Here is a 16351-nt window from a genome sequence, read left to right on the forward strand (position 1 = left end):
TGATTGTCAGGAGATTGCGGGTAATGACAAGCTCGGGAATAAGGCTTATGAGACAGCCCCTATAATTTAGAAAGTTTGCAACTTTCGGCAGTTGAAAACTGCCTGAATTTTAGGGCACAAGTTAAAAACTTGCGCCAAGGGGAGGGAAAGCTTGAACCTATTTAAGCCCGTCTTCCAGCTCAGAGTACAATTCTTCTATCTCGTCAATCAGGTAACCGGCTATTTTATTGCTGGCGTGCTTCACAAAACCAAGTTTGTACTTGTTTCTCAGGAACACATCCTCTGCCGAGAATGCAAAGTCGTTGGATGTATCGGGAACATTTGTGTCTTTTTTACTGGGTTCCACCAAAACAACATTCCTGATTTCGACCGCACAATTGTCTTTGCCATAATCAATGAGCAAAATGTATTTCGCCCACATGGCAAACAGCGACAAAGGTCTTTTCTCTATCTCCATGTAGTCGAAGACCTGAATAACAATCTGATTATTAACGGTGTCGTTTAGCCTCATCAAGCCTTTTTTGTCCTCTAAATAGCTGGCAAGGGATTGCGTGAGCCTTTCTCTTATAACCGGTTTCTCTATTCCGGCAGGCAAAGCTATTGTTTTTGTGAAAACAACTTTGCCATCACGAACAGGAATTTTAACTAAAAAATTTTCTTCCACTTCTTCCTGCGCTATTACACAACACAATGGAACAAATAGCATGAATAATATTAACAACTTCTTCATCTGTTTTTGGTTTTAAAAATTCAGTTCCCCAAATGTAATAAAATTAATCATTAATCGAAAATGAATAGGTAGGAGGAGCAGGGCAAACCATGAAAAATTTCAGAGCCACTATTACGGATGAGATTCCTCCCTTTGGTCGGAATGACTCGCCTATCGGTGGTTTAAGGGAGTAGGAAGTGGCGGCTTTGCCGCCACTTCCTACTCCCCTCTCCCAAAAAGGAGACTGTCATTCCGACCAAAGGGAGGAATCTCCTGCTCATATCAGCAATTTTACCAAAAGGCATAAGCGTAAAATCTTTCATGCATTTACCCTGTTAGGAGGAGGCTGTTTCAAACGTTGTTTCCGTATGCTAATTCTGCTTATGAGACAGCCTTGATTATCGCTTCGCGCCAATCAGCACATCAGCACATCAGCACATCATTTCCCTTCTTTCCAAACCGAAACGCCTGCTACCGGAATGTCTTTTCCGCCAAACAAATACTTCACATTTCCTTGTACGGGGAGCGACAAGCCTTTATCGGCATAGTTCAACGCAACGCCAAACCCGTCTCGATACTCAATATGCAGTCCGTCAGGCAGATCCAGCAAGGGGATATTCAGGCGGCCATAGAGTTTTTGCAATACGGCTTTTTCCATTTTTCCATCCTGAGAATCTACGCCTATATATGTAACCGTTCCTTTACCCAATTTACGGTGTACAATAGCCGGTCTTCCCGCATAAAAATCGCCTTCGTATGTAGCCCAAGTTTCCGTTGCATTGTCAGGCAGCAGAATCTCCGCCCAGCTTGTCCAAGGATACTTGTTATTTTCAAACACCACATTATCAGGCGTATGAGGCAACAATAAATCGTAGAAGTCTATTTTTGCGCCAATCAGCGAATAAACAGGTTCGGCAAATGCAGCTTCCCACAGATGACCGTTACGGGTTTTATGTCCCGTGCGGCTTGTAAGCACCAGATTACCACCATTCTGCACATATTCCGTCCAGCGTTGAACCAGTTCTTTATCCAGCATTTCGTAGGCCGGAGCAAGCATTACATTGTAGTTAGCGAAATTATTCCGCTCGTCAATAAAGTCCACCGGCGCGCCGAAATTTTTCAGGGCGTAATAATATTTGTCCACGTGATTTTCGGTGTTCCATTCGGTTGTTTGCTTGTTTTTCTCCAGTTCCCAGGTGTTTTCGTGGTTATAAAGAACAGCTGTCCGGCGTTTTTCGTAAGCCTCCGGATTTTTTGCTTTCGGGTCGTAATCCTTCCGCAAGGTTTTGATGTCTTTTATAAAGGTCGAGTATTCAAGTCCGCCCGGCGTAGGAGTTACCCCATCGGAGCCAACAATGCCATAATGATACAATTCTGTTCCGTATATCGGTTGGCGATAGCGGTAAGTACAGACAAAATCGCTGCCTCCCGCAAACACGTGCCACAACCACAAGCGCACAGCCCCGGGAAGAGGCTGCGGATTGATGGCGCCCCAGTTCACTTGTCCGGGTTGAAGTTCCATCACGCCATAGACCCCATCTATCGGACGGAAAAAGTCATTTGCTTTGGCGATGCGTTCCACATGTCCCAAGCGATAACCTTTGCGTCCTATGCCAAAGTTCTCGCCATAAACCATGTAGCGCGTATAGGAGTGGAAGTCCAGTTCGGCGCTCTTGCGCAAATGGCCGTCGTCGTAAGCCGGAATGTAGTTGGTGGTAACCCACTGTTCCGGCATCGAATAGCGGCGGATGGTGCGCACCTGTTCGTCCAGAAAGCCCGACATTTCGTCCGTAGTAAACCGGTTGTAGTCGAGTATCTGGTGCGCGTTCATGAACATTTGCGATACTTGCGGAATATTAATCTGCTGAAAACCGGTGTATATCTGTCCCCAGAAAGCCGTTCCCCAAGCCTTATTCAGCGCATCTATCGTTTGATACCTGTCCTTTAGCCAATCCCTGAAACGCTGCTGGGCATCGGCGCCATAGTCCTGTATCGGACGGGGTTCATTGTCCAGCTGCCAACCCATGATGCGTTTGTCTTTGCCATAATGTTCGGCCAGTTTTTCAATCATTTTCAAGGAGTAAGCTCTGTAAAAATTATTCGAGGACGAGGGATGCTGGCGGGCGCCGTGATCCATCTGGGTTCCGTTTTCGCGCGTAATGGCAATGTCGGGATGCTGGCGCAACAGCCACACAGGCGGTGTAGCAGTAGAAGTGCTCATCACTATTTTCAGGTTATTTTTACCTGCAATATCCACAGCCCTGTCGAGCCAGGCAAAATCATATACGCCTTCCGATGGCTCGAGCCTCGCCCAGGCAAATTCAGCAACATGTATAAAATCGAAGCCCAAATCGCTGATTTGCTTCAAATCGCGTTCCCATTGCGACTCCTCCCAATGCTCAGGGTAATAATACACGCCTGTCAATGTCAAATCCCTGGCATTGAAAAAACTGTGCGGATCGCGGTTACTCGCCCGAACGTTCGTCAAACTTGCACAGACTAACGCCACTATCGTCAATACAATTAACTTCCTCATAGATTGATGTTTTTAAGTTCTTTAATTACCACAGGGCCTAACAATCCCGAAGGAATTATTCCCCATTTGTCGAATTGTTCGGGCTTGTAAGTAATGCTGACAAAATTAATTTCGTTGAATATGCGCCACTCTACACCCCGCCTGTCGTAGTCGGAAATCCGGTTGGCAGGAAGGTTGGTTACTTCTACTTCGAGCGTATTTTTACCGTCTTTCAGGTATTCGCCTATATTCAGTTCAAAGGGCACGGCGAACAGCACGGCCACTTCTTTTCCGTTGATAAATACACGCGCACTTTCGCGCACATCGCCCAGGCAAAGTTTGTATTCCAAGCCCGCTGTCTTCTTTATCTCGAACGCTTTTTTGTAACGGGCTGTCGCCATGTTCTTTTTCAGCACATCATTCGGCAAATTTGTCCACGAACCCAGTTCAGGTAGCTTAAACGATTCCGAAACAGCGGGCTCGCTTTGCACAAACGACATTTCCCAATCGCTATTCAAGCCGAGTTGCGTACCGGTAGCGAGGTAGTAATTCCAGGGCTGAGCCTCCACTTTTTTGTCGAATGTTTTCAGGATAATTGATTCGCCCGGCTGCAACTGCATGTAAACTTCTGCAACTCCCTTGTTTTTTCTGATTTTCGCCAAGCCTGTTTTTCCGGTCAATGGGTCGAAGAACATCGCGCTTCCGGCATCAACGCCAAGAGCTACCCAGCCATCAACCGTTTTGTTTTGAAGCATGGCGAAAAAGTAATGGTAACCGCTTTCGTTTTTCCGGCGGATATATTGTCCACCAAAATCAGTCGAAAAGCGTTCTTTATTGACCGTGCATTTCGATAATATGTCGGCATATTTTTTGCCTGTAATGACGTTACCGGTTCCCAACTTATAAGCGTTGGCAGCGTTAAACGAGGCTACTGCGGGGAATTTTTCCAGTTGGCTCTTGAATGCATCTCTGCGGTTTTGCAGGTCGTTCATACCCGGTACATCTGCCGGATATTGTTCGGCAAAAACAATCGTGGCTCCCTGTTCGGCCAATAGACGGATTTTGGCAAGCGTTTCTACGGGCAATAATTTTACGGAGGGCAAAATCAGGGCTTTGTAGGTTGCGCCTCCTATGGTTTTCAGTTTGCCATTTTCAACCACTGTGCTTTCGATAAACGAATCGGTGATGTAATCGAGGTCATAGCCCAATTTGCGGATGTCCTCCACGGCGCTGTAAAATTCCGGCAAGCGTTCGCGCATACTGTGAATGGCAAATGTGAGGTAATAATTGCCCCGTTGTTCGTTCCACATATCATAAATAGGCATGTAGAGCAAGAAATCATTGTCGGGACTGCCATATTGCAGGAACGACTGTACGCGCGTTATGTACTTGAAAAATGCCGGAGCATCGCGCCAGATACTGTTTGTAGGCGACATGTCAACGGCTGCATAAAACTTCCAGCCGGGCCAGGCGGCTTCCTTCGGCGAATAGGCCGAGCCATGAAAATAAACGTGGTTGATTCCCGAGGTAAACACCTGATCTATTTCGGGTTTACATTGCGACAGGGATGTCCTGAAATGTTCGGTCAACCAAGTGAAAGTTTCGGAAGAGGTATATTTTTTGCCTGCGATATGTGCGGCAGAAGAGGCATATTTCAGCGTAGTCGGGTCGCCATCGTTTTCTTTTCGGATTGAATCTTTGCGCAAGCCCGGGATGTCGAAATCGGTGATACCAAAGGTTTCACATTCGGGAATATCAACGGCGGCGTACAGGTCTATCAGGTTGGCAGGCGAACCGTGCGCTTGGTTGCGTGTGGTGATTTTGCGGGCATGAGACCAGTCTGTCCAAGCTTTTGTAAAATATTCGTAGAGAAGGTCGCCCACTGTTTGCCGGTAATCGGAAATGACACGCGCCGAATTGGCCGTTTTGCCGTTAGCCAGAAAATCGGGGAAATAATTTTCGAGTTTGTAGCCTCTTCTCTTTTCAAATTGGACGAGCAAGTCAGGCGTCCAATCGGCTCCATATACTTCGTACGAATCGTTGAAGAAAGTATGAGGATACTTGGTCTTGGAGCTTTTAAACGCCTTGTCGAATTTGCCGAAATAACGTTGTACGGCTTTGGCATCGTAATGATCCAAAACGTAGCCTTCGCCACCCGGAGCCGCCCGTTTTACCTTCTGCAAGGTTTTTCCGACAAATAACGCAACCAGTTTCAGATCCTGTCCGGCGGGCGCAGTCCAGTTCAACTTTCCGGCTTTCACTTTGCTTGTTAAATCAATGGCCTCTCCACTGGCAGGATAGGCTATCAGTTTGCTCAAAAAGGCCACATCTTTTTGTTTTTTATCATTCACCTCCACCGGTTCCGACAACGATTGTCCGCCTTTGAGGTTATACTCCTGAAATATGGCGCGGGTTGCGGCATCTTCAATGCTAACCTCCGGCCCGCCAAAAGGCCAGCCCGTTCCCATATTCATGTCGATATTCATATTCAACCGGCTGGCTTCAGATTCGGTAAAAGCCAACACATCCATCCATTTGGCCGAAAGGTAATTGATGTTTTTGCTGTCTTGTCCCTTCACACCATAAATAGGCGTAATTTCGGCCCCGCCGAGGCCTGCCTTACTCATTTCTTCCAAGTTGTAAGTGAGGTTTGCCTTATCGACTGCGCTTCCCAGCCACCACCAGCGCGCCCAGGGTTTAGTTTCGGTTGTAATATCCGGCCAAGCGGTTTCCTTGGTCTGTTGCGGATAGGCAAACAATACATTTGCCAAAAGTACTATGTAAACAATTAGTTGTTTTTTCATGATTCTATATTTTTGTTCAATTAATTAGTCTTCAATTCATCAGGTGCATCCTGAGTATGGGTGTTGAGGCGTTCGCCTTCTTTGAGGAGAATGTCTTTTATAAGAGATATATTGAGGCTCTTTTCGGGCAGAAAGAGGTTGGAATTCATGTAGTTCAGAATGGAGTAGCGCAACTGCCTGGCCACCGGACGTTTTTCCAAAGCCGATTGTATATCTATGCTGGTAACTACTATCTTCCCTTTGCCCACATTGGCCTCGAATAAAGTGGCCAACTTGCGGTTGATAAACCAGGTATCAATTGGCTGTACAATCGGATCGAATCCTTTCGGGAAACCGGTTATTTCCATCACCTGTCCTCTGTTGACAAGCTCCCACCATTGAAGGCCTGTATAATAATCGGTCGGGAAGTTCTTGAACACCGGATGGAAATCGTTTATCAATGTTCCCACCGTGTGAGGGGGGCGCATCTTGAACCACGAGGTATTCCAGAATGCGGGCGTCATGTATTGTACCACATCTTTGCCTTGCTCCACTTTGCCATCCAGCAACAAAAGCGCCTTGCCACCTTTAGCCAACACCGCTTCTGTTTCGGCATCAATCTGGCTGGTGATGTGAATATCGTTCGCTGCAAGCTCCGGCAAACGGGCAGGATATACCCAAAAATCCCAATTGTTGCGCACATTCAAGGCATCGAACGAAACTTCAAGATTCAGTTTCTGGGCTTTTTCCAGCTTCGCCAACGGAAGTTCAACGGTTCCCAGCTGTTGGTTATTTCCCAATGAAATGTCTTTTGCTTGAAGCTTTCCTTCGGCTATTAGCGTTCCGTAGGCATCTTTTATTCGCCAGTTGGTGGGTTGTTGTTTCAGTTCTTTTTCGCCGAAATGCGCTACTTCAATCTTGGCCGTCATTGTTTCGTCATTGGTGAAAACAAATTTGTCCATCCTCGACAACAACACAGTCGGTGCACAGAACTGACGGAATTCTTCGGCATTAATGTAGCCTTTTTCTTCCCAGAAAGCATTCAGAACGCCCACCAAGGCTGTTCCCTGTCCCGAATAATCGTTCAGGCTCAACAACTGGAATCCTGCATATTTAGGGGTACGAAGATTTTTTTCTATATCGTGTTTGTAGCTCAATGCCTGCAACTTACCCGATGCCATCAGGAAGGCGGCTTCCTTGTCGGCCATGCCTCTGTCGGCCAAATCCTCGCGGAATAGCTCGAAGTTGCGGGCACGCATCACGCCCGTATATTTCCGTATCTCGGTGAAATCGGGGAAGACGCACCACTGACCGGTTTCGTGCGAGATATAAGGTTGCTTAACGGTATCTATGCGCGCCAGAAAATCGGAGGCCGATTCGGGGAGCTTGCCCCAATCCAAGCCCCTGGCTCCGGCTTTTACGTGGTATTGATTGCGTGGTTGCCATGCCCAACTGCCACCCACCGAGGCGCCGGTATAAACCCGACGAGTATCGGTTTCGGCCCAATAATCGACAAACTTGGAAACCCAAGCTACCCAACGTCCGCGTGGTTCGTTACCAATGGCAAACATCGAGAAACTGGGGAAATTACCGTATTCTTTCACAATGCTTTTGGCTTCCTCCCACAAATAATTGTCCACCGGGCGACCGTCGCCGAGTGATGTTCCATGATTTGGCCAGCTGGGACCTTCGGGTTGCAAATAGAATCCTACTTTATCGGCGGCAATAAACGCGGCTTCCGGCGGACAGAACGAGTGGAAACGCATGTGGTTCAAGCCAAAATTGCGGCAAATCCTGAAAACCCGTTCCCATGATTCAATATCCATCGGGGCGTATCCGGTCAAGGGGAAAACACAATTTTCGACTGTTCCGCGCAAGAAGGTTTTCCGTCCGTTCACATAAAAATAGGTGTCTTTAATCGTAAATTCACGCATACCAAACTGAAGTTCTTTCAGGTCTTCGCCTTGTTTGGTCTTCAAGGCGACTTTCAGCTTGTATAAATTGGGGTTAAATTCGTCCCATAACTGCACGCCATCGCCCAAAGGCAATTCTATATCCAAGTTGGTAAGACCATCCTTTTCCGCCGTAAACGACTGCGAAACAGGGGCTACGCCATGTGAGATTTTGCCGTTAAAACTAGCGGCATCCAAAGCAAGCGTTCCCGGCGAATTGCCATTGATAACTACTTTAACCAGCGCTTTTTTGCCTTTCAAATCGGGAAAAACCTGCACATCGCTAATAAATGTTTTGGGGGTCGATTGCAATTCCATGCGTCCCACAATCCCGTTCCAGTTGCCTTGTGTCTGGTCGGTAATGCTGTGCGAATCTTTGCCCACATCCACCGCTTTGGTTCGGTTATCCACACAAATGGTGATGGTATTGTTCCCCGTTTTGAGGTAAGAAGTTATGTCGAACACGTGCGGCACGCTCAGCGAGTTTTGCGTACCCACTTCCTTGTCGTTAATCCACAGATGCGATTCGGTATGCGGGCGTTCGAGGAAGAGCAGAATGCGGTCGTTTTTCCAGGTATTCGGCACATTCACCTCTCTCTGATACCATGCTGCACCCACGTAATATTTTACGGGAGTCAGCCAAAACGGCAATTTCAGGTTTTCCTGTTTCCTGAATTTCTCCAACCTCGGATTGAAGAAAAAAGAACTATCGTAAATGCTGGCCGTCCAGGGTGTATTCAGCGTAACATCATCGCCTTGGCGATTTTCGGCCATCGAACCGGGCAGCGTAATTTTATCGCCTAGCTTTTTTGCAAACCAGCGTTCACTCACACCGGCATCGTTCCGGTCGATGTCGAAACGCCATTCGCCTTGCAAATCAATTTTTTTGTTTTGAGCTTCAGTCGTTGCCCACAAACAAACGAAACAAATAAATAAACCGATTTTTAAATACTCAAAAGAATGTTTGAATTTCATGATATAGTCATTTTTCATTTTAATATTCTGCACAAATCCCCTCCTTTTCGGAAAAAACAGATTTTGGACATTGCAAAGATATTAAAGACAAAAGTTCTATACTATGTAATATCATTCAAAAAGATGTACATTTTGACATTTTTACTGAAGAAATTGATATAAGAATCATTTAAACACGGAGTTTCACGGAGTATGGGGCTGTCTCGAAAGAACGCAAATTACGCAGATTACGCAAATTTACACAAATAAGCCACTATATATTTTTTCTTACCTAAAAATAAAGACGTGGCGCGCCACGTCTCTACTTAAAAATCAGCCGAGGGCGAAAAATATTTCGCCCCTACATAAACTTCACTGCCGTCCAATTATCTTTCTGTGTATTGTGGATAAATTTTAATCCGTTTTCTTCGCAGGCTTGTTGTATGGCGGGGATGTCTTCTACATAAAAGCCGCTCATATACAGTTCGCCGCCTTTGTTTAGCGCTGCTGCGTATTTCGGGATGTCGTTCAGCAAGATGTTGCGGTTGATATTTGCCAGTATGATGTCGAAAGTTTGATTTCCGAGCAGTTCGGCTCCGCCTATTTTCACTTCTATGTTGCTGATGTCATTCAGTTGCAGGTTTTCGATGGCGTTGTCGTATGCCCATTGGTCGATGTCGATTGCCAGTATGGGATTGGCGCCTCGCATCGAAGCCAGAATAGCGAGAATAGCCGTTCCGCATCCCATGTCCAGTACCGATTTGTTGTTTAAATCCATATCCAGCAATTCGCGGATAATAAGTTCGGTGGTTTGGTGGTGGCCGGTTCCGAATGCCATTTTGGGGTCGATGATGATGTTATAGTCATAAACCGCCGGTTCGTTATGAAATGTGCTTTGAATAATGCAGCGTTTGTCGATAATCAAAGGCTTGAAGTAGTTTTTCTCCCATTCTTCATTCCAGTCCTTGTCTTCAATTAGTTCGCGGGTGTAGGTAATATCCGCTTCAATGGGCAGATTGCCAAGCGCTTCCTTTAATGCCTCTTCCTCAAAAGTTTCTTCGGCAATGTAAGCCGTGGTTCCCTCTTCGGTTTCGACAAAACTTTCAAATCCTATCTCTGCGACAGAAGCCGATAAAATACTGTTAACAATCTCATTGTTAGGCGTACAGGTGAATTTTACTTCGATATAGTTCATACAATAGCTACATATTAATAATGTGCAAAGGTAAATAATAAGTTTCAAGTTCAAAGTTCAAAGTTCAAAGTTCCAGGGCAAACGTATGAAAAATTTTAGAACTACTGTTACGGATGAGATTCCTCCCTTTGGTTGGAATGACTGTCTCCTTTTTAGGAGAGGGGAGTAGGAAGCGGCGGCTTCGCCGCCGCTTCCTACTCCCTTAAAGCACCAATAGGCGAGTCATTCCGACCAAAGGGAGGAATCTCCTGTTCCTATCAGCAACTTTACCGAAAGGCATAAGCCGTAAAATTTTTCATGCGTTTGCCTTGTTCAAAGTTCAAGATTCAAGATTCAAAGTAGAGACGCGACACGCCATGTCTCCACACAAAAGTTGAACCTTGAACTTTGAACTTGAAACCTTGAAACTTTCACAACTCCTCATACCTCGGAATTTCTTCCAAATAACGAAAAGTTTGCTTACCGTAATCCATCGCGCAGCAATAGTGTTGAAGGCCGTTTGATACAATCAGGTAGTTGACCTTCAACACCATGTTGTAGCGCACAATTTGGTCGAAAACATACTGATTGATAGGCACTTCGGGCGATTTATATTCAACTATCACCAGTGGCGACAGCGTGCGACTGTAAACGATGGTGTCGCACCTTTTGCGCCGGTTGTTAAGCAATATCTGCTTTTCGTTGGCTATCAGCGATTGAGGATAGGCTTTTTCGGTAATCAGGTAATTCACAAAATGTTGCCTTACCCATTCTTCGGGGGTGAGAACGAGGTATTTGCTCCGCAGGCAGTCCCAAATCAACACAGCCTTTTCGCCTTTTTTTATTTTTGCATTGTAGGGCGGCAAATTCAATTCAACCATAACTCTTTCGATTTGGACATTATTTTTCTTATCTTTGTATGTTCAGCGTACAAAAATGCTATTATTTTTGTTCATAACATAAGAATAAAAGTAAAAAATGAAAACAAAAGAAGAAATCGTAGAAAACTGGCTGCCCCGCTACACCAAGCGCCCGCTAGACCAGTTCACCCAACATATTCTGCTAACCAATTTCAGTAAATATGTCGAACTGTTCGCCGAACATTTCGGGGCGCCCATTATTGGTACGGATGGCAATATGCCCAATGCCTCGGCAAACGGCATCACCATCATAAACTTCGGAATGGGCAGCGCCAATGCCGCTACAATCATGGACTTGTTAAGCGCGATACAACCCAAAGCCGTTCTCTTCCTCGGCAAATGCGGCGGACTGAAAAAAATCAACCAATTGGGCGATTATATCCTTCCCATTGCCGCCATCAGGGGAGAGGGAACATCCAACGACTATTTTCCGCCCGAAGTGCCTTCGCTTCCCGCATTCAGCCTGCTACGCTCCCTTTCGTCCAATATCCGCGACTTCAGCCGCGATTACTGGACGGGAACAGTTTACACAACCAACCGCCGCGTGTGGGAATATGACGAAAAATTTAAGGAATACCTTCGTTCTATCCGGGCAATGGCCGTGGACATGGAAACAGCCACCTTGTTTACCTGTGGTTTTGCCAATCAGATACCCACCGGCGCCCTGCTACTGGTTTCCGACCAACCCATGATTTCCGAAGGGGTGAAAACGGAAAAGAGTGATACACATGTAACACAAAACTATGCTAAAGAGCACGTTATGATAGGCATAAAAGCCCTCACAACGCTTATCAACAACGGTACAACCGTCAAACACTTACGTTTTTGAGCGCTTATGACTTTTGAACAATTAAAATCAGACATTGCCGCCCGCCGGTTTCAACCCGTATATCTTTTTATGGGCGATGAGCCGTATTATATTGACGAACTGACAAATATGCTGGTCGGAACGGTGGTTTCCGAAGAAGAAAAAGATTTCAACCAGCATATTCTGTACGGACTGGAAAGCAATCCGGCAGCCATAATAACATTGGCGCGAAGCTTCCCGATGATGTCTGATGCACAACTGATAGTGGTGAAAGAGGCTCAAGGTCTGAAGAAAATAGAGGAACTGGAAGTCTATATCAAAAACCCCTTGAAGAGTACTATCCTGGTCTTGAACTACAAAAACGGGAGCCTCGATAAACGCAAAAAGCTGTATGCGGAGATTGACAAACACGGCGTTGTTTTTGAATCGAAGAAGATACCCGAATACAAAATACCGGCATTTGTGCAGTCGCATTTCATGCTCAAAGGATACGGCATCGACCAAAAACCGGCACAGATGCTGACCGATTTTCTGGGGAACGATTTGAGCAAACTTGTCAACGAAATGGACAAGTTGATACTTTCGATTCCACCCAGCGAAAAACGAATCACTGCCGACTTAATCGAACGCAATATCGGTATCAGCAAGGACTTTAACAACTTTGAACTCTTAAAAGCCATTGTAGAAAAAAATGTACTGAAAGCAAACCGGATAGCCGACTATTTCGAGAAAAACCCCAAGAACAATCCCTTTATTGTTACGCTTGTTGTGCTGTTCAATTTTTTCAGCAACCTGATGATTTGCTACTGGGAAAGGGATAAATCGGAGAACGGAATTGCCCAGGCTTTGGGCTTCCGAAACACGTTTCAGGCCAAAGATTACGCTGTGGCTCTCCGCAACTACAATGCCTTTAAAACCATGGGAATTATTTCGCTCCTCCGCACATTCGACGCCAAAGGCAAAGGGGTGGACAACCCGTCAACACCCGACGGCGAACTATTGAAAGAACTTATTTACAAGATATTGCACTAGCACACAGAGGACACAGAAAGAACGCAAATTGCGCGAATTACACAAACTCACCAGGGCATACGCATGAAAAAATTTAGTACTACTGTTGCGGATGAGATTCCTCCCTTTGGTCGGAATAACTTGCCTATTGGCGGTTTAAAGGATGAGGAGGTGGCGGCTTCGCCGCCACCTCCTCATCCCCTCTCCCCCAAAGGAGACCGTCATTCCGACCAAAGGGAGGAATCTCCTGCTCATATCAGCAACTTTACCGAAAGGCATAAGCAGTAAAATTTTTCATGCGTTTGCCCTGCAAACTCACGCTAATCATTTTATAAATCGCGTAAATTTGCGTAATCTGCGCAATTAGCGTTCTCATATTCCGTTTGTTCCGTGTGCTAATTCGCTTACTTTAGCAGCAAAATCACTCGTGATGATAAGGTTCATTGTTCAAAATAGTCATTGCCCTATACAGCTGCTCGACAAACACCAGCCGTATCATCTGATGCGAGAAAGTCATTTTCGATAGCGACAACCGCTCGGTGGCCTTATTGTAAACCGCATCCGAAAAACCGTAGGGCCCTCCGATAACAAAAACAAGGCGTTTGGACACGGTTTGCATCTTTTTTTCGATGTAGGAGGCGAAGTTCAACGAGCTAAATTCCTTGCCCCGCTCATCCAACAACACCAGGCAATCGCCGGCTTGGATATTTTTCAATATCAATTCGCCTTCCTTTTCTTTTTGCTTGTCAACGCTCAGGTTCTTCGCGTTTTTCAAATCGGGAATAATCTGCAACTCGAAGGGCAGGTAATGCGACAAGCGGTTCCTGTACTCATCAATGGCTTCCGCAAAATAAGCGGCATCCGTTTTTCCGATAGCAAGCAAAGTTATTTTCATGTTTTTGAGTTACGAGTTGCAAAGTTACAAAATAAGTCCAAAGTTCGGTATGGGTAAATAGCCAAACACTAGGGAAGAACGCGAATTACGCAAATTATCGCAATTTATATAGTGTTTATCAAGTACAGTTATAAAATTATTTGCGTAATCTGCGTAATTCGCGTTCTTATGAAGCAGCTTCAGGTTAAATCTTGAATTTTTGAACTTTTTAGCCTATATTTGTGTTTACAACATAGTAAAACATTATAACTATGAGAATAATACCAGAATCAGAACTAATCATCAACAACGATGGCAGTGTGTTCCATCTTCATGTGCGTCCCGAACAGTTATCCGACAAAATTATTTTGATGGGCGACCCGGAAAGAGTTTCGTTAACAGCTTCGTTTTTCGACAGCATCGAGTGCGAAGTGCAAAGCCGGGAGTTCCACACCATAACCGGAAGCTTTAAGGGTAAACGCATTACGGCTATATCGCACGGAATTGGCCCCGACAATATAGATATTGTAATCACCGAACTGGATGCTTTGGCCAATGTCGATTTTAAAACGCGGGAAGTAAAGAATGAGTTTAAACAGTTGACCATGGTGCGGGTGGGCACTTCCGGCGGATTGCAGCCCCACTGCCCGATTGGTTCGTATGTGGTATCGGCCAGGTCAATCGGTTTCGATGGCGTGCTGAACTACTACGAAGGCCGGAACAAGGTCGCCGAAATCGATTTTGAAGATGCATTCAAGAAACATGTGAACTGGTCGCCCCTGCATTGCTCGCCTTATGTGGTGAGCGCCAACAACGAGCTGGTGGAAAGAATAGGGCACGATATGATTAAAGGCGTTACCATTTCGGCCATCGGATTCTACGGGCCACAAGGCCGGTATGTGCGTATGCCGCTCGCCAACCCCGATTTGAACAGCAAAATAGAATCGTTTGAGTACAAGGGCGATACCATTACCAATTACGAAATGGAAAGCGCTCCCCTGGCCGGTTTAGGTAAACTTATGGGACACAAGGCGATGACCGTATGTTCCATCATAGCCAACCGCTTGGCAGGCGAATCGAATGCCAACTACAAAGGCTCCATCGAAGATTTGATAAAAACCGTATTGAACCGCATTTGATGAAGTCAACAACTAAAAAGAAGATGAAAAGAGTGATTGCTGTTCTGGCAATTGCTCTTTCGCTTGTTATCCTCTCTTTAGTGTTTGCCAACTGGAAAATATCACACGACACCTCCACCTATATCTACAACAACACCGACAGTATTCCCCGACAGAAAGTAGCCCTGGTTTTAGGGGCATCGAAGAATCTGAAGAACGGGAAGCCGAATCCGTATTTTGTAAAACGCATTGAAGCGGCAAAAGAGCTGTATGATGCGGGAAAAGTCAGCGCGTTTGTAATGAGTGGCGACAACAGCCGCGAAACCTACAACGAACCGCAGGACATGAAAGACGCATTGGTTTCGATGGGCGTGCCCGACAGCCTTATTTACCTCGATTATGCCGGTTTCAGAACACTGGATTCGGTTATCAGAATGAAAGCAATATTCGGACAAGATTCCTTTATTGTCGTCTCCCAACGCTTTCATAACGAGCGAGCTATCTTCATCGCGCACTATTACGGACTAAAAGCATCCGGCTACAATGCCAAAAACGTTGGACTGGGACGATTTTCCTATAAAACCATTATCCGGGAAAAATTTGCCCGCGTGAAAGTATTGGTGGATATACTGGTGGATAAACAGCCCCGGTTTTTGGGGGAAGAGGTGGAGATTGAGTAAGAAGCCCTCTAATAGCTCTGCAAACTTTTCCCTTGTTGCATCGCCTTCAGCACATTCTTGCGGACAGTTCGCATGGATGGCTGTAAATCCGTCTCCATCATTTCGAGCGCGGCCTTCAATTCTTGCAACAGTTCGGGTACGGGACGGCATAATTCATACGCCAGTTTCATGCACAGCGATTGCACGCCGGGCAGCTCTTCTTTTGAAAGCATCCGCTCCAGACAAAAATCCAGAAAATCGACCCTTGGCGGATTGGTCAGGGGTTGCCGGTAGAGCAAGGTAAGAATCAACCTCCGTTTTCCGGCATGAGGGCAAGTGAGCGCCTCATCAATCAGCTCATTTTGCTTATCATATAGCCACCGATTTTCATACAAGGAAAGGTGAGTCAGAACCCATGCTGCCTGATAAGCAACGTTATCGTCCGAATCGTAAAGCAAGTCGTATAACTCTTGCTTCCGCTCATTATGCTCTTGCATCAAATAGGTGATTTCAAGCATATCGTCCATGTCTATTCGTTGCGAAAGGCGTTCTTTGAAGTTTGTTGATAGGGTCATATTTAATTGTTTTTAGTTGCTTAAGTAAGTGTTCATAATTAGTTTGTATAAAATATTTAGTTTGTCTTTCCGTTCTAGTATGGTATATACAATTAGGAATGGGAAAGATAAAGAAACTGGAATTAACAGTTGCCCAGCGAGGGCAACTCGAGGATGGCTTCCGCAATGGCACGAGCCACTGTTTTCGTATGCGTTGCCGTGCGGTTCTTCTCAAGGGAGATGGTCTGTCTTCGGCAAAAGCAGGAGAACGGACGGAGATGAGTTTGGTGTCGGTGAATACATGGGTAAAACGCTTCCTT

General features: G+C 45.8%; 13 protein-coding genes and 1 pseudogene. 6 read left to right on the top strand and 8 right to left on the bottom strand.

From position 1 onward, the window contains the following. Nucleotides 1-157 precede the first annotated feature (157 nt). The 6 genes from ACYPWY_RS05295 to ACYPWY_RS05320 all read right to left on the bottom strand — a co-directional run bounded on the left by ACYPWY_RS05295 (nucleotide 158) and on the right by ACYPWY_RS05320 (nucleotide 10968). Entirely contained in the window at nucleotides 158-730 is a 573-nt protein-coding gene (locus ACYPWY_RS05295; RefSeq protein ID WP_459684390.1) for a hypothetical protein, read from the bottom strand. A 418-nt stretch (nucleotides 731-1148) separates the two neighbouring features. Further along, entirely contained in the window at nucleotides 1149-3245 is a 2097-nt protein-coding gene (locus ACYPWY_RS05300; protein WP_459684391.1) for a beta-galactosidase, read from the bottom strand. Next, the gene (locus tag ACYPWY_RS05305) at nucleotides 3242-6028 is read right to left on the bottom strand and encodes an alpha-L-rhamnosidase (protein ID WP_459684392.1); all 2787 of its coding nucleotides are present in this window, start codon (nucleotides 6026-6028) and stop codon (nucleotides 3242-3244) included. Before ACYPWY_RS05305 ends, ACYPWY_RS05300 begins: the two co-directional genes overlap by 4 nt. Nucleotides 6029-6048: 20 nt before the next feature. Beyond that, the gene (locus ACYPWY_RS05310) at nucleotides 6049-8934 is read right to left on the bottom strand and encodes an exo-beta-1,4-galactosidase (protein ID WP_459684393.1); all 2886 of its coding nucleotides are present in this window, start codon (nucleotides 8932-8934) and stop codon (nucleotides 6049-6051) included. A gap of 340 nt (nucleotides 8935-9274) precedes the next feature. Further along, entirely contained in the window at nucleotides 9275-10108 is an 834-nt protein-coding gene (prmA, locus tag ACYPWY_RS05315) for a 50S ribosomal protein L11 methyltransferase (protein WP_459684394.1), read from the bottom strand. Between the two features lie 410 nt (nucleotides 10109-10518). Next, nucleotides 10519-10968, bottom strand: a complete 450-nt coding sequence (locus tag ACYPWY_RS05320) for a type I restriction enzyme HsdR N-terminal domain-containing protein (RefSeq protein WP_459684395.1) — start codon at nucleotides 10966-10968, stop codon at nucleotides 10519-10521. A gap of 97 nt (nucleotides 10969-11065) precedes the next feature. On the opposite strand from ACYPWY_RS05320, the gene ACYPWY_RS05325 reads away from it, so the two are divergent. From ACYPWY_RS05325 to ACYPWY_RS05335, 3 genes are all read left to right on the top strand, one after another. Then, nucleotides 11066-11836 carry an AMP nucleosidase gene (locus ACYPWY_RS05325; RefSeq protein ID WP_459684396.1) on the top strand — a complete coding sequence of 257 codons (771 nt, stop codon included), beginning with the start codon at nucleotides 11066-11068 and terminating at the stop codon, nucleotides 11834-11836. 6 nt (nucleotides 11837-11842) lie between these two features. Further along, a complete protein-coding gene (gene holA, locus ACYPWY_RS05330; RefSeq protein WP_459684397.1) occupies nucleotides 11843-12847 on the top strand; it encodes a DNA polymerase III subunit delta in 1005 nt (334 codons plus the stop codon). Nucleotides 12848-12910: 63 nt separating this feature from the next. Beyond that, nucleotides 12911-13114, top strand: a complete 204-nt coding sequence (locus ACYPWY_RS05335; protein ID WP_459684398.1) for a hypothetical protein — start codon at nucleotides 12911-12913, stop codon at nucleotides 13112-13114. Between the two features lie 133 nt (nucleotides 13115-13247). Here ACYPWY_RS05335 and rlmH read toward each other — a convergent pair whose 3' ends face one another. After that, a complete protein-coding gene (gene rlmH, locus ACYPWY_RS05340) occupies nucleotides 13248-13721 on the bottom strand; it encodes a 23S rRNA (pseudouridine(1915)-N(3))-methyltransferase RlmH (RefSeq protein WP_459684399.1) in 474 nt (157 codons plus the stop codon). A 251-nt stretch (nucleotides 13722-13972) separates the two neighbouring features. On the opposite strand from rlmH, the gene ACYPWY_RS05345 reads away from it, so the two are divergent. Then, nucleotides 13973-14839, top strand: coding sequence for a nucleoside phosphorylase (locus ACYPWY_RS05345; RefSeq protein WP_459684400.1), 867 nt, complete (start codon nucleotides 13973-13975; stop codon nucleotides 14837-14839). A gap of 23 nt (nucleotides 14840-14862) precedes the next feature. Next, nucleotides 14863-15498, top strand: a complete 636-nt coding sequence (locus ACYPWY_RS05350; RefSeq protein WP_459684401.1) for a SanA/YdcF family protein — start codon at nucleotides 14863-14865, stop codon at nucleotides 15496-15498. 8 nt (nucleotides 15499-15506) lie between these two features. Here ACYPWY_RS05350 and ACYPWY_RS05355 read toward each other — a convergent pair whose 3' ends face one another. Beyond that, on the bottom strand, nucleotides 15507-16052 hold the full coding sequence (locus ACYPWY_RS05355) for a hypothetical protein (RefSeq protein ID WP_459684402.1): 546 nt from the start codon (nucleotides 16050-16052) through the stop codon (nucleotides 15507-15509). A 98-nt stretch (nucleotides 16053-16150) separates the two neighbouring features. On the opposite strand from ACYPWY_RS05355, the pseudogene ACYPWY_RS05360 reads away from it, so the two are divergent. Then, nucleotides 16151-16351, top strand: a pseudogene (locus ACYPWY_RS05360) (hypothetical protein); the annotation flags it as partial.

The sequence above is a fragment of the Viscerimonas tarda genome, from assembly GCF_054601255.1.